The organism is Gluconobacter sp. Dm-74, from assembly GCF_018256135.1.
Classification (GTDB): domain Bacteria; phylum Pseudomonadota; class Alphaproteobacteria; order Acetobacterales; family Acetobacteraceae; genus Gluconobacter; species Gluconobacter cadivus.
In genome coordinates this window covers 197,411-216,396 of the sequence record NZ_JAERLX010000003.1, presented here as the reverse complement: position 1 = coordinate 216,396, position 18,986 = coordinate 197,411, and the positions used below count along the sequence as shown (strand labels likewise).

Annotated in this window: 17 protein-coding genes; 11 read left to right on the top strand and 6 right to left on the bottom strand. The window is 61.8% G+C overall.

Annotated elements, in window-relative coordinates:
• The first annotated feature begins 46 nt into the window (after positions 1 to 46).
• The gene (locus JK208_RS06485) at positions 47 to 577 is read left to right on the top strand and encodes a cupin domain-containing protein (protein WP_249201981.1); all 531 of its coding nucleotides are present in this window, start codon (positions 47 to 49) and stop codon (positions 575 to 577) included.
• 30 nt (positions 578 to 607) lie between these two features.
• Here JK208_RS06485 and JK208_RS06480 read toward each other — a convergent pair whose 3' ends face one another.
• Positions 608 to 2,704 carry a protein-disulfide reductase DsbD gene (locus JK208_RS06480; protein WP_249201980.1) on the bottom strand — a complete coding sequence of 699 codons (2,097 nt, stop codon included), beginning with the start codon at positions 2,702 to 2,704 and terminating at the stop codon, positions 608 to 610.
• 127 nt (positions 2,705 to 2,831) lie between these two features.
• A complete protein-coding gene (locus JK208_RS06475; protein ID WP_249201979.1) occupies positions 2,832 to 3,923 on the bottom strand; it encodes an SDR family oxidoreductase in 1,092 nt (363 codons plus the stop codon).
• Between the two features lie 109 nt (positions 3,924 to 4,032).
• Here JK208_RS06475 and JK208_RS06470 point away from each other — a divergent pair, with 109 nt between their 5' ends.
• The 5 genes from JK208_RS06470 (at position 4,033) to JK208_RS06450 (ending at position 8,481) form a co-directional block, all read left to right on the top strand.
• Entirely contained in the window at positions 4,033 to 4,422 is a 390-nt protein-coding gene (locus JK208_RS06470) for a helix-turn-helix domain-containing protein (protein WP_211575056.1), read from the top strand.
• Between the two features lie 138 nt (positions 4,423 to 4,560).
• Positions 4,561 to 6,969, top strand: coding sequence for a mechanosensitive ion channel family protein (locus JK208_RS06465; protein WP_211575054.1), 2,409 nt, complete (start codon positions 4,561 to 4,563; stop codon positions 6,967 to 6,969).
• A gap of 220 nt (positions 6,970 to 7,189) precedes the next feature.
• Entirely contained in the window at positions 7,190 to 7,498 is a 309-nt protein-coding gene (locus tag JK208_RS06460) for a hypothetical protein (RefSeq protein WP_211575052.1), read from the top strand.
• 15 nt (positions 7,499 to 7,513) lie between these two features.
• Positions 7,514 to 7,738: a hypothetical protein gene (locus tag JK208_RS06455; RefSeq protein WP_211575050.1), complete on the top strand. Its 225-nt coding sequence runs from the start codon at positions 7,514 to 7,516 to the stop codon at positions 7,736 to 7,738.
• Positions 7,739 to 7,740: 2 nt separating this feature from the next.
• Positions 7,741 to 8,481 (top strand): RNase A-like domain-containing protein, encoded by a 741-nt coding sequence (locus JK208_RS06450; protein ID WP_211575047.1) that lies wholly within the window; start codon positions 7,741 to 7,743, stop codon positions 8,479 to 8,481.
• A gap of 39 nt (positions 8,482 to 8,520) precedes the next feature.
• On the opposite strand, the gene JK208_RS06445 is transcribed toward JK208_RS06450, so the two are convergent.
• The gene (locus tag JK208_RS06445) at positions 8,521 to 9,744 is read right to left on the bottom strand and encodes a YncE family protein (RefSeq protein ID WP_194267154.1); all 1,224 of its coding nucleotides are present in this window, start codon (positions 9,742 to 9,744) and stop codon (positions 8,521 to 8,523) included.
• On the bottom strand, positions 9,741 to 10,598 hold the full coding sequence (locus JK208_RS06440) for a creatininase family protein (protein ID WP_211575045.1): 858 nt from the start codon (positions 10,596 to 10,598) through the stop codon (positions 9,741 to 9,743). The genes JK208_RS06445 and JK208_RS06440 overlap by 4 nt, the downstream gene beginning before the upstream one ends.
• A gap of 138 nt (positions 10,599 to 10,736) precedes the next feature.
• Here JK208_RS06440 and JK208_RS06435 point away from each other — a divergent pair, with 138 nt between their 5' ends.
• Together JK208_RS06435 and JK208_RS06430 are read left to right on the top strand one after the other, a co-directional pair.
• The gene (locus JK208_RS06435; RefSeq protein ID WP_194261100.1) at positions 10,737 to 11,234 is read left to right on the top strand and encodes a DUF2721 domain-containing protein; all 498 of its coding nucleotides are present in this window, start codon (positions 10,737 to 10,739) and stop codon (positions 11,232 to 11,234) included.
• Positions 11,235 to 11,517: 283 nt separating this feature from the next.
• Positions 11,518 to 11,655: a hypothetical protein gene (locus tag JK208_RS06430; RefSeq protein ID WP_156474507.1), complete on the top strand. Its 138-nt coding sequence runs from the start codon at positions 11,518 to 11,520 to the stop codon at positions 11,653 to 11,655.
• Positions 11,656 to 11,709: 54 nt separating this feature from the next.
• Here JK208_RS06430 and JK208_RS06425 read toward each other — a convergent pair whose 3' ends face one another.
• On the bottom strand, positions 11,710 to 12,957 hold the full coding sequence (locus tag JK208_RS06425; RefSeq protein ID WP_211575043.1) for a multidrug effflux MFS transporter: 1,248 nt from the start codon (positions 12,955 to 12,957) through the stop codon (positions 11,710 to 11,712).
• A gap of 148 nt (positions 12,958 to 13,105) precedes the next feature.
• Positions 13,106 to 14,134: a phosphate ABC transporter substrate-binding protein PstS gene (gene pstS / locus JK208_RS06420; protein WP_194261098.1), complete on the bottom strand. Its 1,029-nt coding sequence runs from the start codon at positions 14,132 to 14,134 to the stop codon at positions 13,106 to 13,108.
• Between the two features lie 331 nt (positions 14,135 to 14,465).
• Between pstS and JK208_RS06415 the strand changes: the two genes are divergently transcribed.
• The 3 genes from JK208_RS06415 (at position 14,466) to JK208_RS06405 (ending at position 18,944) form a co-directional block, all read left to right on the top strand.
• A complete protein-coding gene (locus tag JK208_RS06415; RefSeq protein WP_211575041.1) occupies positions 14,466 to 16,181 on the top strand; it encodes an OprO/OprP family phosphate-selective porin in 1,716 nt (571 codons plus the stop codon).
• 148 nt (positions 16,182 to 16,329) lie between these two features.
• Positions 16,330 to 16,863 (top strand): heme-binding protein, encoded by a 534-nt coding sequence (locus JK208_RS06410; RefSeq protein WP_211575039.1) that lies wholly within the window; start codon positions 16,330 to 16,332, stop codon positions 16,861 to 16,863.
• Positions 16,864 to 17,024: 161 nt separating this feature from the next.
• On the top strand, positions 17,025 to 18,944 hold the full coding sequence (locus tag JK208_RS06405; RefSeq protein WP_211575037.1) for an AsmA-like C-terminal region-containing protein: 1,920 nt from the start codon (positions 17,025 to 17,027) through the stop codon (positions 18,942 to 18,944).
• Positions 18,945 to 18,986: the final 42 nt, after the last annotated feature.

Below are 18,986 nucleotides of genomic sequence, written 5' to 3'. Positions count from 1 at the left end.
TCCCGCAACACGCCCCCACATCCCTGTGGAACGGAGGAGACCCCCAATGCCCTTCGGCATGATTTCCAGAAAACAGTCCGCCAGCTCAGCCCTGCTTTTCGGCACAGCGCTCGCATTATCCTCGGCAGCACAGGCTGCCCCGATCCCGACCGAACCCGCGCAGGACAACTCCGGCGTTACGATCATTCAGGGTTCAGATGCCGTAGCATGGAAGCCCGCGCCCGCCATGTTCCCGCACGGAACGAAAATCGCCATCCTGACAGGCGACACCACAAAACCCGGCCCCTTCACCCTGCGCGTCATGATGCCAGCCGGATCATTCATCCCGCCACACACCCATAATCTGGACGAAATGCTGACCGTCATCAGCGGCAACATCCAGCACTTCGTAGGGCAGAACATCGACACAACACAGCAGCGCGCGCTCGGACCGGGCGGCTTCGTCCACCTGCCGGTCAACGTCCCACACGCCATCAAGGCCGGACGTCAGGGCGCCGTGCTTCAGGTTTCGGGAACGGGCCCGTTCAGCATGGCCTACGTCAATCCGCAGGACGACCCGCGCAATACGGGTCGTTGAATCGTTCCAGACGGCCCGAATATCGCAACGTCATTTCCCGATTGTCGAGAGCACAATACCCGGCGTCAGGATCTGCGGCAGCACAACGCCATCCTGATGCGGCGCATAATAGATGTAGAACGGCACACCGTCGCGCCCATGCGTCTTGAGGAACGCGCCGATCGCCGCATTGCGGTTCGTCCAGTCCCCCTTAAGGAACACGATCTTGTGGTCCCGGAACGCCTGCTGAACGGATGGCACATCCAGCGCCACACGCTCATTGACCATGCAGGTGATGCACCATGACGCCGTCATGTCGATGAACACCGGCTTGCCCTGCGCCCGAAGCTCGGCCAGACGCGCTTCTGAAAACGGCTCGATCCCGGAGTCCGATGCGCCCACAACCACAGGAACAGGCGCGGCCCGCAGCCCCTGCGCCAGCGCGGCTCCACACACCACAACACACAGCACAGCCACGATCCGGCAGAACGCCACCGCCCCACGGCCGCCTTCCAGCATGGACCGACGCTGCCCAACACCATAAATCCAGCCCGCAAAGCCCAGAAGCACAACGCCCCCGGCCGTCAGCGCCACAAACGTCACGCCCCGCTGGATTGCCGCCACCCAGAGTAGCCATACACAGGTCGCAAACAGCGGAAACGCCAGAACCTGCTTGAGAATACCCATCCAGGCCCCCGGCTTCGGCATCCGGGACGCCACACCCGGCACCCCGGCCACAAGAATATATGGAAACGCCAGCCCCAGCCCCATCGACAGGAACACCAGAACGCCCATCACCGGCGGCCCCCCCAGAGCCCCAGCAATGGCGACCCCCATGAATGGCGCCGTGCAGGGCGTCGCCACAATGACCGCCAGCAGACCCGTCATCATGTCCCCGCTCCGGCCGCCGCCTGTCTGAACCTGCCCCAGACGCCCGGCGCTGACTTCAAACACACCCAGCAGGTTCAACCCCATCAGGAACAGCAGCCAGCACACGCCGACCACAAATCCCGGCGACTGGAATTGAAAGCCCCATCCCGCCGCAGACCCGGCCAGACGCAGCCCGATCATGACAATGCCCAGCGCCGCAAAAGCCCCGGTCACACCCAGCGTATAGAACAGCGCGCTCTGAAGCTGCGCGCCCCGTCCGGCACCGCCCATCTTCGCCAGAGACAGCGCCTTCATCGCCAGAACCGGAAACACACACGGCATCAGGTTCAGGATCAGCCCGCCCACAAAAGCAAACAGCAGAACCCGCAGCCAGCCAGCTCCCGTTGGTACATCCGAAGCCGGTGCCGCATCCGCCTGCACAGGAGCCGCAGCAGACGCGCCCCCAACCGGGCGAGCCTCAATCTGCAACGGGCTTTCCTGCCCCGCCGCATCCTTGAGCACGACTACGCCCACAAGCGGCTTGTCCCGATGCGCCAATTTCAGGAATTTCAGCCCGAGCGTGAGCTGGCCGTCAGAGACATGCAGCTTCTGTTCCGCCACCTGATCGATCACGCCCCCATCCTGCGGCAGGAACCACGCCTGCGACACGGACGCCGCAGACAGCCCTTTGCCCGAAAGCGTCAACACACCATCGCCCGACACGCTGGCAGCAAACGGCGACGCCACCGGCGTTGCAGCCTCGGCCTTGCGGAACAGGTCCGCCTGCGCGCCGCCTTCCGGCACATCAGCCGCCGAAGCCGGAAGCGTCAGCGTGAAATCACCGCTCTCGGGAATGCAGACCTGCGCGCAGACAAGCCACTCCGCATGGGCATGCAGCGTCGTCCCGCCGGAACCCTTGAGAACCAGATCCTCCGGCAGCGTCACTTCATTGATATAAGCGTAGGACATGAGGCCGCCCTCGCTGATCCGCACCGGCACAGGCCAGTGGATCGGGCCGCCCTTGCCCGTCGCCCCGCCATCAGCCGTCACATCCAGCGTCGGCGTGTCTCCGGCATCGCCCGGATTAATCCAGTAGGTATGCCAGCCCGGCTTGAGCTGAAGCCGGAGCCCGACCCGAAGATGCTGGTCCGGCCCGACCGCATCGCGATCCGTGACCAACGTCGCGGTGTCGTTCGCGGACGCAACCGGCGCACTTTCGGTCGCCCGTGCGGACACGGAACCCAGACCCAGAACCCCTGCCAGGAGCAGGGCCGACATGCTGAACATTCGATGCAAGACAGGCTCATTCCACGTTTTCAGAAAACAGCCCTCACCATATCACTGACTGAAACGAAAAGCAGGACCCTTCCGGTCGTGAAACCGGAAGGGTCCTGCAAACCCCGTGTTACGGGATCAGCTTCTCAGCCCGCAGCCGGGTAAACAGATCGGTGAAAGAGTCCGGCGTGTACTGATATCCCGCAAACCCCGCCAGGCGGCTTTTGCTGATATCCGTCACACATTCGACCGGCCGCCCCAGATCGGCATCCGTATGCCAGGCCGAAGCCAGCCGCTCGATCCGGCTCTCCGCAAGCCCGTATTTCGTGGCAATCCGCTCCCAGAGCTCCGCATCCCCGGCAAGTGTCTCTTCAAGGGACGTCGCATGGCCGGGATATGGTGCCGCCTCGATTCCAAACCATTCCGCCAGACGCGGCCAGAGCCATTTCCAGCGAAACACATCTCCGTTCACGATATTGAACGCCTGATTGCGTCCTCCCGCCTCGGTCGAAGCCCAGAAAAGCTGCCGCGCCAGTTGCCGCGCATCGGTCAGATCCGTCAGGGCGTTCCACTGCACGGGAGATCCCGGAAACACGAAAGGCCGTCCGGTCTCGCGGCAGATCGTCGCATAAACCGCAAGCGTACTGCCCATGTTCATCGCATTGCCAACCGCATAGCCAATCACGGTATGCGGACGATGCACACTCCACGAAAACCCGTGTTGGGCAGCGGCTTCATAAAGCGCGTCTTCCTGATCGTAATAGAAATTCGGCAGATCCAACCGGGGCGCGTCTTCGCGGAACGGCGTCACCGGCGGCTCACCGGACGCATAGGATTCAAACGGACCAAGATAATGCTTCATGCCCGTCGTCAGCGCCGCATGAACCAGAAGCCCCGGCTCCGGCAGAGCGGCGAACACATTGCGGATCATCGCGGAATTAACGCGGCAGTTCTCTTCCTCCGTCTCCTGACGCAGCCAGGAGCAGAAAAACACATGGCTCGGCCGCAGATCCCGCAGCGCATGGGTCAGCGCCGGCAGATCCAGCAGATCGGCTTCAACCGGCAGCACGCCCGCCATATCATGACGCGGCCTGCGCGCCAGACCATGCACGGTCCAGCCTTCGGCCACGAGACGCGCCGCAATGTTCTGGCCAACAATCCCGGTCGCCCCGACGACCAGCGCGGTCCGAGCTGAAACCATGGCAGGAACAGAAGATGTCATGGGATTTTTCCTTTGCAGAAAACAGGGTCTGCTCCACATCTTGGAGACGATCCGCATTTCCGCCAGACGGCACCTTTTCGTGCCCTGGTGACCAGAAGGTTCCCACTCCATGACCCCGCCGCTGCCCGAACACTACCGTCAGGCGCCCTTCGCCGAAGACTGTGCGCCCCGCCGGATCCTGAGGCTTTTCAGCGGAAAATGGACCACCATGATCCTGCACACGCTGCATCTTCTGGGCGGCACGGCCCGTCCCGGAAAGCTCCAGCGCAGCATCCCCGGCCTGTCGAAAAAAATGATGACCCAGACCCTGCGCGAACTCGAAACGCAGGGCCTCATCCGCCGCAACGTCCGCCAGATCATGCCACCCCATGTCGATTACAGCCTAACGGATCTGGGGCAGACCTTCATGGAACCCGTGGAGCTTCTCTACCACTGGGCCATCAGAAACGCCGAGGCTCTCGACCGGCTGATGCCCGACGACAGACCCCTTTCCGAATAAAACACCCACAGGAAGAGGGGTAGGACAGAGCCACCCCCCTGTGCCATGTTTGCACATAACAACCGCCCTCGGCGGACCACCCGGCGCGGATATCAGACCGCAGCCCAGAACGCGTAATCTCAAGGACCCAACAGACCGATGCCGTCGATCCCCCGTCCCGATCCGTCCGCCACACCCCGCCCGCGAACCGGACGTGCCGTCCTCGGCCTCTTCCTCTTTCTGCTCCTCGGTTTTCTGGCGCCCGCCCTTCCGGCAAAAGCCGCCGACAGCACCCATCCCCTCAGCCAGCAGGAAGCCCAGCAGCTCCTCAACGTCCTAAACAACCCCAAGGAACGGGACGCCTTCACCCACACCCTTGACCTGATGGCCCGCGGCCTTCCGGTCGCAGCCTCAACCCCTGCCGCAGCCCCCGCAAAAGCCGCACCCTCCAAAACCGTCGCCGATGTGCCGCCCGACATCCATACCGGCCTGAGCAGCATCCGCCTTCAGGCCCTTGGCTATCTGCATAATTTCCTCGATCTGTTCAGCGACCTCGGAATCGTTGGCCGATGGGCCCACACGACCCTTGCCTCCCCCGATACCCGCAGCACGATCCTGCATGCCTTCGCAGGCGGCATTGTGGTCATGCTTTGCGGCGTGGCTCTGGAGCGGATCGTCGCCTTAAGCCTGCATAAACCACTGGTCCAGCTCACGCAGAACGCCGAAAACCGCGAACAGCGCAATACCGTCGCGAACGAAGACGCCGCAGCGCATGACCCCATCGTTGACGGCTCCAGCGAAACCCGCGCCGCCGACCAGCGGCGTCAGGTCGAAACCCTGCGCTTCCTGTCCCGCGTCCCCTACGCGCTCGGACATTTCGCGCTAAAAGCCATCCCGGTCCTCGTTTTTCTGGCCGTCGCCTATCTGGCCGTTCTGGTCCTGCCCTGGAGCGCCAAGACCGACAACGTCATCATGACGCTCGCCAACTGCTACGCCGCCGCCCGGATTCTCTATCTTTTCGTCGAAACCGGATTCGCGCCCCGCTCCCCCACGATCCGTCTCCTGCCCGCCACGGACGCCACCGCCTTCCTGCTGACCCGCTGGTGGAACGTGCTGGTCGCAGCCCCCGCGATCGTCTTCTGCCTGTCCACACTGGGCAGCCAGTTCAATCTCTCGCCGCGCGGCACGGATGCGATGATCCGCGGCATCATCCTGATCGAACATATCCTGATCGCCGTCTTCATCTGGCGGGTCCGACACCTCGTCAGCAGCGCGCTTCAGCCGCGCGCCGTCCCCAACACCGCGATGTGGACCTTCATCGTCGCCATCACGCGCCTGTGGTGGGTCCCGGCCATGTTCCTCGACGCCTCCCTCTGGATCGTCTGGGCCGCCCATCTTCCGGGGGGCTATCGCTGGATTCTCGACACCACGGGCATTACGATCGGCATTCTCGTCGCATCCCGTCTGATCGCCGTGCTCGCCTACGGGCTTCAGGACCGCTTCTTCCGCATCAACCCCGTCCTGACCGAACGCTTCCCCGACATCCAGAAACGCGCCGATCGCTACTACCCCTTCGCCCGTCGCATCCTGACCGGCGCCATCCTGTTCCTGACCCTGATCGCCATGACCGAAGCCTGGGGTCTGCCCACGTTCGGCTTCTTCATCAAAAATGCCGTCGGCCGCCATTTGCTCGACGCCGTTCTGACCATGCTGGTCGCCTTGAGCATCGCGGTCACGATCTGGGAAATCATCAACGCCTTCCTTAGCCAGCAGCTCACCCGTTTCGAGAGTTCGGACCAGTTCGCCCGCGCAACCCGCCTGCGCACGGTGCTGCCCATCATCCGCACCGTTCTGCTGGCCATCATCATCATCATCGTCGCCGTCACAACGCTCTCGCAGATCGGCATCAACGTCACCCCGCTGCTCACCGGCGCAGGTATCATGGGTGCAGCCATCGCCTTCGGTTCGCAAAGTCTGGTCAAGGACTTCATCACGGGCTTCTTCATGCTCGTCGAAGACGCCATTCAGGTCGGTGACTGGGTCACGACCGGCGGTGTTTCCGGAACGGTGGAAAACCTCTCGATCCGCACCGTGAAGGTCCGCGACATCAACGGCGACCTTCACATCATCCCGTTCTCGTCCGTCTCCTCAATCGCCAACACGGCCCGCGGCTACAATCAGGTCATCGTCAAACAGCAGCTCGACCTGTCCGAAGACCTGCCGCGCGTGACAGCCATCATGACGAAAACCCTCAAGGAGATGCGCGACGATGCGGTCTTCGGCCCCATGATCCTGTCGGACTATAACGATCTGGGCGTGGACAACAGCGACAGCGGCGGCGCCACCCTCCTCGGCAGCTTCCGCACGGCACCAATGATGAAATGGAAGGTCAAACGCGAGTTCTACCGCCGCATCACCAACCAGCTCGCCGCCGCCAGCATCAAATTCTACACCGGCACGTCCTACTTCACGACGCCGCCCGGCAACGCCATGCGCATCACCACAGATGCCCCTCTGCCCATCCCGGCCAATGACGCCCCCGGGAACAACGCCCCCGGTCAGGCCTGACCCCGAACCGGCTCCTGTAAGGAGCCGGTTTTTTATTGCCGGGAAGCCTAACCCTTAATCATTTAAATAAAGTCTTGCATTGTCGTGCGGACAGGCTCATTCTGCCCACACATTATCGAGAACCCTCCTCCCGGTTCCCCGCAGACGATTTCCCGGCCCGATCATCCCGTGGCCCCGCATCGCCCGCCGATCGGCGAGGATCATGCCAAGGAATTCAGCGATGTCTCTTGTCCTGGTCTCACCAGAGCCGTCAGCCCCCGATCAAACCACCGCCCCGGCCACCACCGAAACACCGATGGCCCGCCCCGATCCCGCCGCTCTCGCCGAAAAGAACCGTCAGGAAGAGCAGGTTCTGAAGAAGCGTTTCATCGGCATGGTCCTCGGCCTCGTCTTCGCCCATGTCTATGTCGCGCTCGCGCTGGCCTATTCCTACATGGACAACCTCAACCACCTGCACACCTGCTGGCTGCCGCTGTTCGGCGCCTTCATCTGCGGGATGATCTTCGTCTTCCACGTCTCGATCTCGTAAGCCGGAGCACCCCTCATGTCCCGCACAGTCCGCCACGCCTGGCTCCAGCCCTTCCTGTCCACAACATTATGGACCCTCGTCCTGATCGACATCGCCGTCATGACAGTTCTGGAAAATCAGGATTTCTTCAAGGATTACGCCGGCTGGGCCTGGCCCTCCGTCCTCATCACCGGAATCATCGGCTACTTCATCGGCCCCGCAATCGACCGCATGTTCACCAAAAAATCCCCGAGCTCATAAAAATGACCATCCCATCAGACCTGCCGGATCAGGAATACCGCCGCCTCTTTCCACAACTGGCCAGCTACGGCGCCGGTCCGTTCGGGGAGGATGTCGACACATTCGGCGAAACCCTGATGGACGTCATTCAGGACGTGACGGAAACCCGGACTTTCCTCACCCGGGCCGCCGCCATCCGCGAACTCGAAACCCTGCTGGCCTGCAACGAGACCGATCTGACCCGGATCACATGGGCCCTGATCGCCTTCGATCCGGTTGCACGGTTCAATGACCAGACTGCCTGGCTCCCGGAACACGCGGCTCCGTTTCCCAGCCTCCGCGACTTCTGGACAGCCCTGTTACAGAGCCTGCAAATCGGACCTCCTCCCTGGCCAGACACGTCAGCTCGCCAGCTCGGAGGCTCCGTTATGGATCGGCATATCGCCCTGACAGACTCGGACATTGAAGAACGGTTTACCTCCGAAAAACTCCGCTCTGTTTCCTTCTTCCACACAAAGGAAGACGCAGAACGTGCCATTCTCCAGACGCTTCAGAGCAACGCGGACGCAATCGACGCATGGCTTGCTGAAACGCCTGACGGTATGCGCGCGAGCTTCGAACAGGATTTTCCCGAAGGCGTCGGCATTGTCATCATGGAACAGGATCGCCGCCCGACACCCGGCAAAACACTGTCCGTCACCCTGACCAAGCGCGAACTCCGCGGAATGGCCTATTATATCGAGACCATCAGGATCTACGCCTGACAAAAAAGGGGGGAGCAGACCGCTCCCCCTTTTCAGACCTTACCGCAAAATCCCCGTATGCCCGACGCTGTAGCGTCCCGGCTGCGGCCAGACCGTCAGGCCATGCGGCTCCGCGCCAACCGGGATCTTGCGCATCGCCCCCGTATCGGTGTCGATCGCATAGACCACATCGTCGAACCGGCCCGACAGCCAGAGCAGCTTGCCGTCCGCGCTGACATTGCCCATGTCCGGGCTGCCGCCACCGGGGATCATCCAGGTCTTGACGACCTTGTCTGTCGCGAAATCGATGACCGAAACGCCACCCGGCCCATGTTTCGGACCATGAATGCGATGTGACCCGCGATTGGCCACATACATCATCTTGCCATCACGGCTCGGATACAGGCCATGCGTGCCGATACCCGTCGGGATAAAGCCGGTTTCCTTGAAGGAATCCCCGTCCACGACGAACACACCGTCCGCCATCATGTCCGCCACATAGAACTTGTGACCATCCGGCGCCGTCAGGATGTCCTGCGGCATCCCGCCCTTGGACAGCTTCAGCATCCCGATCATCTTCAGATTCACCGTATCGACCTTGGCGACATACCCGCCAAACTCGCAGGTAAAGATCGCGTATTTCCCGTCAATGGAGAAATCAGCGTGATTGACGCCCTTGCATTCCGGCGTCTCGACCGAACCCTTCAGCTCCATCGTATGCGGATCGCGGAAATCCAGACGCTTGTGCGCCTCGGCCACCGTAATTGCGTATTTCCCGTCCGGCGTGAAATACATGTTGTACGGATCATCCACGGCAATGGACGGGCCCGGCTTGGCCGTCGCCGGATTGATCGGCGTAAGCGACCCGTCCGGACGGCCTTCGCTGTTATTCGTCACCCACAGCGTCCGCAGGTCCCAGGACGGCACCACATGCTGCGGCGAATGGCCGACCGGGAACGTGTCCACAACCTGAAAAGACGCCGGATCAATCACGGAAACGCTGTCTCCCCGCAGGTTCGGCACATAAACGCGCGCCGGGTCCTGCGCGATCGCGGGCGAGATATGGGACGGCGTCGTCTCGCTATAGATGTTCTTCGAATCAATCACCGGCGGCATCCCCGGAATCGTCTGGATGCCGGATGCCGCAACCGGGGCGGCCGCAGCATCAGCCGGAACCGGCACCATCGGCGCGCTCGGAGAATAGTCCTGCGCATGGGCCGCAGCAGCTCCCAGGGTAGTTCCCAGCAGCGTCATCGCCACCAGAAGAGGAGTCTTGAATGTCATGGATGGCTCCTTTGGAAAGACTGGATTGCCGCAACCGCGGTCCGGATCTGCATGTCCGTGCCGATCCGGCCGAGTCCGGCCGATGCCCGCCGCGGATCGCCACCATAGACGCCCTCGGCCACACCCGGTTGCGAAGCCTTGCGCAACGCCTCCTGACGCACAAGCGACGGATCGACCGCCAGCATCAGCGACGTATCGCTCAGCTCCGCATGAAGCCCCACTTCCGCGCCATAACCCTGCGCACGCAGGGCATCGGCATACTGATGGGGCACGACTTCATAATAATCCCGCACATAAAGCACGGCGGCCTGACCCTTCCAGGCCCGGTTCAGCTCCTGCGCCACCTGCGCCATGAAAGACTGATAGCCCCCATGGTCGCCCAGCAGCACGATCCGCCTGAACCCCTGAACACGGAAACTCTCCGCCGCGCCCTTGAGCAGCCCCTCGAATACGGCAGGCGGCACGGAAATCGTGCCCGGAAACTTCATGTGGGACGTGCGTGGGCTCGTAGACCCCTCCGGCACATAGGCCACAACAGGCGCCACCAGCGTATGCCCGGCCTGAACGGCAATCATATCGGCCAGAACCTGAGCCCGCACATTATGCTTGCCGACCGCAATATAAGGCCCGCTCTGCTCGGTCCCGCCGACAGGGATAATGACGGTATCGGTCCCCGCTTTCACATCCTGCGCCACCTCGGTCCAGCTCCGGCACGCAAACTCGGCCTGAAGCGCAAGCCCGGTGCAATGTGCGCCGCCCTCGTCCAACCCCTGCGCCTGCGCGAAACCCGCAGACAGCCCAATCCCCGCACAGAAGAAGGCAGAACGACACGACAGGCGAAGCAGGTTGAACATCAGGGCCGGAACACCTCTGGCAATGGCTGCCCTTCCCTACCCCATCTTCCCCTTCCTGTTCCAGAGGCGGCGTTTCCAAAGCGGCCCTTTCAGAAGAAGCCGGTCTTTTCGCAAACGCATCATGCAGTATAAGACATCATGCCTTTTCCGATTTCCTACGACCCCGATCCTGTCGACAGCGCCGCCCACCTGATTCAGGTCGCGCTTACGCCGGTTTTCATGCTCTCCGGCATCGGCACCCTCATCAATGTCTTCAACACCCGGCTGGCCCGCGTCACGGACCATCTTGAAGACGTCCGCAAGAAACTCGGCACTCCGAAAACGGACGATACACCCGTCGATCCCATCGACACGCCCGCCCGCCTGCGAAACCAGCAGGCCCGGCTGCATCGCCGCGTCTTCGTTCTGGACGCCGCGATTCTCCTGAACGGGATCGGCGGCGCCTCAACCTGCGGCGCGGCCATGGCGCTGTTCGTAGGCTCTCTGCGCGATGCTTCGACCTCGGCATGGCTGCTGGCGTTTTTTGGCATAGCTCTCGCCTGCACCGTCGGATCGCTCATGTTCTTCCTCGCCGACACCCTCCTGAGCTGGCACGGCCTGCGCCATGACAGCGATCTGAGCCTCAACGCGGAATAAGCCGCTACGCAATTTTATTTCAAAAACCACCGGGAACGGTACTGTTTTCCGAAAGAAATCCGGGCAATTCCCCTGATCGCGTTTTACTTCATCCTTGATGAAATAATCGCATCTTCGTAACGGAAACCTCCGTTCCACAAAGACGGCGAAAGTTTAAAAAGCATTTATGCAGGAAATGCAGGTCTGACCCTGCATCTGTATTTGTTGCTTCGAACATCGATTCTGGAGTTTCTCCCGCTGCACGCCGCAAAACGGCACACAGATCCACACGGAGATTTTCCAGATGACGTCCATGACCCTGATCCACCTGATCGGCCTTCCCACCAGCCTTCTCGCACAGTTCTCGATGGTTGCCTTCGTTCCGATGATCGGCGCCCTGATGATCGCTACGGTTGCTGCTGACCGCGTTTCCGAGAGCTGATCACAGTCTTCTCGGGACAAGCCCGGCCTCGCGCCGGGCGTCCCGCTCCGGCCCTTATTGCCGGACAGACAGATAGGATTGCGGATCCAGCCGGCGGCGCCACAGATCGCACAGCCAGCAGAAACTGATCCCCACCAACATTCCGACCGATGTCGACCCGACCCAGTCCGTCGGCAGAAACGACATCAGCACCCCCGCCAGACCGGCAATCGTCCAGTTCAACGTCCCCATCAGCGCCGCAGCCGCGCCCGCCTGATGCCCATGATGCGTCAGCGCCAGAATACCTGCATTCGGCCCGATAAAGCCCAGCGAAAATGTGGTGCACCAGATCAGCGCGCACAGAATCCACGGATTCTGCGGCCCCGCAAATCCGCTCAGACACACCACCACCGCCAGCGCACAAAACAGCAGAACCGCCAGCATCGCAGTCTCCATCACCCGCGTGAACAGGAACCGGTTCGCCAGTTTGGCATTCACCTGTGAGCCGATGATGAAGCCGATCCCGTTCAGCCCAAAGAAAATGGCGAACAGATGCGGCGAGAAATGCAGGATATTCTCGAACAGCGCAGGCGCATTCGACAAATAGGCAAACATCGTGAACGTCGCAAAACTCACGACCATCACCGCAGAACAGAACAGCGGCTCCCGCAGCAGATCGCGGTAACGCGCCACCATCCCGCTAACAGGCAGTGCAAAACGCCGGTCCAGGGGCAGCGTCTCGGGCAGCAGAAACAGCGTGCAGAAGAACATCACGACGCCAAAAACAACATTCGCCCAGAAAATCAGCCGCCAGCTCCCCCAGTCCAGCAGAAAACTCCCGATCGACGGCGCCAGCAAAGGCCCCAGACCGAAAATCAGCATCAACTGCGACATGAGCTTCACGCCCGCCGACCCAGTCGCCACATCCCGCACCATTGCCCGCGGCGCCACGGAACTGATCGCCCCACCCAGAGCCGCCACAAAGCGCAGCGTGCAGAACATGTGAAAACTGGTCGTCAGCGCCAGCCCGACCGAGGCAAGCGCATACACCACAAGCCCGAACAGGAGCGGCAGCTTGCGTCCATACCGGTCGCAGAGCGGCCCCAGCGTGAACTGCCCGATCGCCAGCCCCGCCAGCCACGCTGTCAGCGTAAGCTGCGCCGTACCGGCCCCATGCCCCAGATCATGCTCAAGTTCCGGAAAGGCCGGAAGATACATGTCCGTCGAAACAGGCCCCAGAATGAAGATCACACCGATCAGCACACGGGTCAGGCCATTCATCCCCTGTGGGGATGTCTGTTCGGAAAGCGACGTAACGGACACGCGGGCACCACGACTCAACAGAGCAAAAAACAGAAAACGGGCTTCTCCCACACAGGAGAAGCCCGTTCCATACTCAACGCCTTTTTATCCTGACTGACCAGCCCTGAAATTCAGGTCCGGCCTGTCATTGCGGAGACAGACGCAGGACTTACTTCGGCCAGTTGGCCAGAATGTCCGTGCGCACGCTCTGCGGCAGGCCGACATAGTCGAGGCGGGCATTGTCTGCATCGCCGTGCTGGAAACCCCAGGTAAAGAAGTCACGAACAGCCTTGCCGGACTCCTTCTGCGCCGCATCGACCGGCACCAGAACGAACGTCGCCGTCACGATCGGCCAGGAAGACGCACCATCCGTGTCCAGCAGGTTCACGGCATAATGATCGGCATGAACCCAGTCAGCAGCCTTGGCGGCTTCCGTGAAGCTGGCCAGCGTCGGAGCCACGAAAGCACCGCTATGGTTCTTCATCTGGGCAATGTTCAGGTGGTTCTGGGCGGCATAGGCGTATTCGACATACCCCAGACCACCTTCCGTCTGACGCACCAGAGCAGCCACGCCGTCATTGCCACGCGCACCCGAACCGCCCGGCCAGGCGATGGACGTACCGGCACCGAGCTTCTGCTTCCAGGTCGGGGAGACCTGCGACAGATAGGACGTGAACACAAAGCTCGTGCCCGAGCCATCGGCACGGTGAATCGGAGCCACATCCGTATCCGGCAGCTTCAGACCCGGGTTCAGGGCCTTGATGCGATCGTCATCCCAGGTCGTGATCTCACCGTCATACAGCGCAGCCAGCGTCGGACCATCCAGACGGAGCTGGCCCGGAGCCAGACCCGGCACATTCGCCACAACCACGATGCCGCTCATGACGGTCGGGAACTGATACAGCTTTTCCTTGGCCAGACGCTCACCGTTCATCGGCTTGTCGGACGCACCGAAATCAACCGTACGGGCGATAACCTGATCCTGACCGGCGCTGGAGCCCACGCTCTGGTAGTTCACGGAAATACCGGCCTGGCTCTTTGCAGCCGTGCCCCATGCACCATAGATCGGTGCGGCGAAGCTGGATCCTGCGCCAGTGATGTCCGCAGCCTGCGCCGACGACACGAACGGGGTCATGGCAACAGTGCCAAGGGCCGTGGCGACGAGAAGACCGAATAGCGGAGCTCTGCTCTTGATCATGGGAATCCCTTATGGGGCGTGAAAACTGCCCCTTAGTAACGCTGGCACGGATACAGAAACAGTGGGACCTGCGTGATAGTTTCATGACAGCCCCCGCACACCCCTAAGTGCCGAAATGTCACACCCCTCCTGCCCCGACCCGCCGGTCAGCGCTCCCCTCGCAACAAAACTGACATATGAAATCCGGAACTCCCTGTTTTCCGGGGCTTTTCGCGCCTTCTGTCATGGAACTGTCATGTTCCCGTCATGAAACCTTCCCATTATTTCAAAAAGCGAATCAGATACCTGAACTGCGGAACACACGCCCTCCCCAGAAGGACGCACCGCAGCAATGGCTTTCTCTTTCCGTCGGACCACGGCCCTCTTGGCCACAACGACCCTGGTTTCCCTCCTCCCGCTTTGTGGCCACGCCCGGGCCGCCGACCAGATGCAGATCATGGAACGGCAGATCCAGGCCATGCAGGCCCAGCTCACCAGCATGAAGAAAGAACATGCTGAAGAAGTGAAGCGCGCCCGCGCCGTCCTCGCCCGCCAGCGGGAAGAAGCCGAAAACAACCCCTACGCCCAGCGTGGCCGTTATATCGGACAGCCACGCACGGCCGCACAGCCTCTGATCAGCGTTCGCCCGGCCAAGCCCGGCGCCGATGATGGTCGTCCGCCGTCAGACCGCGCTGACGTCTCCTCCTGGGCCGACTTCCAGCGCGCAACCGCGCAGGACGAAGAAGTCAGCGTCGGCGGCATCAAGGTCGGCTTCCCGGGCGGTCGCCCGACGATCCAGTCTTCGGACGGCGCCTATGCCCTCTCGATTGGCCTCGCCTATCATGAAGACTTCGGCGGCTTCTTCAATTCCGGACCTCGCGGCAATGACACCCGTGGTGCTTTCAACAGCTTCACCACCAACCAGCGCCGCCTGCGTATTCCGTTCATGTTCCGCTACAAGAACTGGGTCGCGGCCGTCACGCCTGATTTCGGCGCCAACCATAACGATGGTTATGTCGGCCTTTACGAAGGCAACCTGAACTACACCGGCTTCCGCAACACCATCCTGACGGTCGGCTATTTCCAGCCGCGCGTGACGGAAGAGGACGCCGAAAGCTCCAACGACTTCATGACGCTGGAACGTCCCAGCATCACGGATATGGTCCGTAACATCGCAGCGGGTGATGCCCGCTTCGTGGTCGGCGGCCTGCATTACGAGAAGCGCTGGTGGGTTGCCGGTTACTTCACCGGCCAGGAATGGGGTCACCGCAACGCCTCTGACATGAGCTCCACCTATTACGGTGGTGGCAGCGGCTCCACGATAGACAGTCAGACGGGTGGTATGCTCCGCGCCGCTGGCCGTCCAATCGCCACCAAGGATGTGGATCTTCACGTCGGTGTATCGGCGATTGCCGCTTTCCGCCTCGCCTGCAACACCGGAGCTAACGCCAATTACTGCTCTCGTACGACGTCCTTTGGGCAGCGTCCGGAATTTGATATTGGTGAAGCCAGCCTCGTAGCGACGGGTTCAATCACCAAGGCTGCCCAGGTCTGGGCCGCAGGCCCGGAACTCGGATTCCGCTGGGACCGCTTCCTCGTGAAGGGCGAATACTATCACGTTGGCGTTCAGCGTTCGCAGGCCAACCTGCCCGCGTTCAACTTCCAGGGCTGGTATGGTGCCGCTGCCTACACGATTTTCGGCAAGCCCCGTATGTATAACATCAAGGAAGGCGCTTTCGGTGCACCTGGTGTCGGTGCTGATCAGGAATTCAACCCTGCGCTCAACCACTGGGGCGCCCTCGAAGCCGTGGCCCAGTACAGCGGCCTGGACCTGAACAGCAACATCAATGCCGCAACGGCCGGGATCACGAGCCAGAACGGCGTCAGCTACGTTCGGGGCGGCATGCAGAATGTCTATACCGGCGGCCTGAATTGGTACCCGAACCGCCATTTCCGCTTCATGGTGGACTACAGCCACTTCGTCACGTCTCGTAGCGTAGCCTCTGCCACCAACGTTTCCGGTCGCTCTGGCAACTCTTTCGCTGCCCGTATTCAGGCTGCGTTCTAAAACAGACCCGTTCCCCTCTCCCGGACCCCGGTCCGGGAGAGACCCCCAGCCCCCCAGCAAACACCATTGCGTGCACCCCCGCATTCCCGATTGCGATCCACGCCCCGCACACAGCATGCTTCTGGTTCCACAACGAGAGAACCGGCTGATGCTCCCCAACGCAAAAATAGTTCTGCCCGCAGCAGCGCTCATCGCAGCCCTTCTGAGCCCCACCACCCGCGCGCAAACACCTTCCCATATCGTCACCAGTCAGAAACTCGACTGGGAAACCGCCGCCGCCCTCGCCGCCGAAGCCGTGCGCCTCTGCGCCGCACAGGGCTATTCCGTCACCGCCACCGTCGTGGACACGACCGGCCATGAACAGGCCGTCGTCAAAGGCGATACGGTCCCCCTGCAATCACTCTCCGTCTCTTACCGCAAAGCCTATACGGCCTATGCCTACGGTCTGGCCTTCAATAAAAACACAACCAGCGAACTGATCGCCGCAGGCGTCACCGGCCCCGCAAACGGCGCCCTGAACACCATCCCCGAAGTCCTTTTCGTGCCCGGCGGCGTTACCCTGCGCAGCGCAACCGATCATGCCATTCTCGGTGGCCTCGGCGTCTCCGGCGCACCCGGCGGCGACAAGGACGAAGCCTGCGCCCTGCACGCCGTCGAAAAATTCCGCAGCATCTTTCAGTAACGCGACCATCAACCACACAATCAAAAAACTGCGGTCTTTTTATTACAGCAGAATTTTCAGAAATATTCCGTGTATCCCCCGGCCCTTACCGTGGAGTTCCCCTTTGCAAAACTTCCCGGTATTGTCCGGCTTCATTGAATATATCCTGAAAGACTGCCCTCTTGCTGCGCTGGTTTCTGGTTTCCATCCTGTCCCTCACCGTTCTCCTTCTGGCCCTGTTCGGCGCAGGATGGATCTGGATCGACCATCGGGACCTCGCCGCGTTCGCCACGCCACGGCTGGAGAAAAAGCTCGGCCGCACCGTCCATATCGGCGCCCTGCACGTCCATCCGGGCACATGGCTGACCATCGATGCCGACGACGTCTCCGTCGCCAATATCGCCAGCGGCACCCGCCCGCAGATGATGACGCTCGGCCATCTCGGCGCACAGATCCGCCTGACCTCCCTGATCTGGGGTCCGCCCGAAGCGCGCAATATCGTCATCTCCAAGTTTTCCGGCCTGTTCGAGCGCACCCCCGCGCATCTGCCCAACTGGCGCTTCGGCCCCCACCAGAACGAGCCCCGCGCGCCCCTCACTCCCGAGGAACAGGCCAAAGCAGACACGCCGCCCGATCTGAGCAGCGCACCGGGCCTGCGCAACGCCACGATCCTCGACAGTGACGTCACCTACCGTTCAGCCAATGGCGCGTCCTACAGAACCACGCTTGCAAAGGTCACGTTCGCCTCCACCAGCGACAGCAGCCCGTTCACCATGACCCTGACCGGGGCCTATAACGACACCCCCGTCAGCATTTCCGCCGAAATGGAGCCTATCAACGACCTCCGCAAGACGCCCCACCGCCCCTACGCCACCACAGCCCATGTCACCTCCGGCGACATGACCTCGGACTTCACCGGCACCCTGACGGACCCAATGAATTTCGAAGGCGTGGAAGGCCACACCACCGTCACGACCCCCACCTCCGATACCTTATTCAGCGTCGCGGGAATCACAGGCGACCACGCCCCCGTCAAACTCGCCCTGTCCGGCGATTTCAGCCATTCCGGCGATGACTGGCACTTCACCAAAGCGCACGGCACCATCCAGTCCAGCACGATGGAAAGCGGCGACTTCACCCTGATCGAAGGCAGCCACGGCAAACCCGATGACGTCACGGCCAAAACCGGCTTCGGGCGCCTCGACATCAACGGCCTGATGCCCATCCTCGCCCCGCCGGGCGCAAAGGGCACCAAAAAAGGCTCTTCCACCCTGCATGCCGACCTTCTGCTCATCACGCCCCCCGATCCGGACCCGCTGGTCCATTTCGAGCTGACCGCCCGCCAGCTGATCTACAACGCGCTCAATTTTACCAACCTCAGGATTCAGGCCGCCCAGACCCCCAACCGGATTGAAGTTCCCCTTCTGCGTCTGGACTATATCGGCGCGTCCCTCAGCGCCGATGGCCGGATCGAAGCCGATGGAAAATCCTCCCGCGTCGCAGCGGACGTCGCCCTGACGCATGGCGACATCGACCGCCTGCGCCGCGTCGCCGGTCTCGCGCCCGTTCCGGTCAAGGGCAGCCTGAACTTCCGCATCACCGCCGGTTCCAAGAACGTTCATACCCTCAACGAAGCCATCAGCCGCGCCGACATGACCGCCGCCGTCAGTATGGAAAAAGGTGAAATCGCAAAGGAAATCGTCGAGGCCGCCTCGATGGATCTGCGCCTGCTGTTCCGTCACGCCAAGGGTGTGACCCCCATCACCTGCCTGCTCGGCGTCCTTCAGATGCATCAGGGCATCGGCACCGTCATCCCGCTCCGCCTGCGCACAGGTGAAGGGACGATCGCGGCCAAGGCGAATTTCGACCTCAACCGCAGATGGCTCGATCTCGTCTTCGCCAGCCGCCCCTTCTCGACGAGCTTCTTCGCGCTCGATGTTCCCGTGCGCGTCAGCGGCCCCTTCGACGCCCCGACCCTCTCCCTCGCCACATGGTCGAAGGTCGGGCGCGACATGCTCGCGGATTCCAACGCGGTCACAAACCTTCCTCCCGCCCTTCAGGGTTTCGCAGCCTCAAACGCCTGCGCCCGCCCCACGCGTTAAGGCCCAATTTGCACCTCATCCTGCCCCCGGCTATGCACGTCG

Bases quoted from the DNA above. Each gene is read 5' to 3' on its own strand.
- JK208_RS06485 (WP_249201981.1), top strand. From the start codon at position 47: ATGCCCTTCGGCATGATTTCCAGAAAACAGTCCGCCAGCTCAGCCCTG.
- JK208_RS06480 (WP_249201980.1), bottom strand. From the start codon at position 2,704: ATGTCGGCCCTGCTCCTGGCAGGGGTTCTGGGTCTGGGTTCCGTGTCC.
- JK208_RS06475 (WP_249201979.1), bottom strand. From the start codon at position 3,923: ATGACATCTTCTGTTCCTGCCATGGTTTCAGCTCGGACCGCGCTGGTC.
- JK208_RS06470 (WP_211575056.1), top strand. From the start codon at position 4,033: ATGACCCCGCCGCTGCCCGAACACTACCGTCAGGCGCCCTTCGCCGAA.
- JK208_RS06465 (WP_211575054.1), top strand. From the start codon at position 4,561: ATGCCGTCGATCCCCCGTCCCGATCCGTCCGCCACACCCCGCCCGCGA.
- JK208_RS06460 (WP_211575052.1), top strand. From the start codon at position 7,190: ATGTCTCTTGTCCTGGTCTCACCAGAGCCGTCAGCCCCCGATCAAACC.
- JK208_RS06455 (WP_211575050.1), top strand. From the start codon at position 7,514: ATGTCCCGCACAGTCCGCCACGCCTGGCTCCAGCCCTTCCTGTCCACA.
- JK208_RS06450 (WP_211575047.1), top strand. From the start codon at position 7,741: ATGACCATCCCATCAGACCTGCCGGATCAGGAATACCGCCGCCTCTTT.
- JK208_RS06445 (WP_194267154.1), bottom strand. From the start codon at position 9,744: ATGACATTCAAGACTCCTCTTCTGGTGGCGATGACGCTGCTGGGAACT.
- JK208_RS06440 (WP_211575045.1), bottom strand. From the start codon at position 10,598: ATGTTCAACCTGCTTCGCCTGTCGTGTCGTTCTGCCTTCTTCTGTGCG.
- JK208_RS06435 (WP_194261100.1), top strand. From the start codon at position 10,737: ATGCCTTTTCCGATTTCCTACGACCCCGATCCTGTCGACAGCGCCGCC.
- JK208_RS06430 (WP_156474507.1), top strand. From the start codon at position 11,518: ATGACGTCCATGACCCTGATCCACCTGATCGGCCTTCCCACCAGCCTT.
- pstS (WP_194261098.1), bottom strand. From the start codon at position 14,134: ATGATCAAGAGCAGAGCTCCGCTATTCGGTCTTCTCGTCGCCACGGCC.
- JK208_RS06415 (WP_211575041.1), top strand. From the start codon at position 14,466: ATGGCTTTCTCTTTCCGTCGGACCACGGCCCTCTTGGCCACAACGACC.
- JK208_RS06410 (WP_211575039.1), top strand. From the start codon at position 16,330: ATGCTCCCCAACGCAAAAATAGTTCTGCCCGCAGCAGCGCTCATCGCA.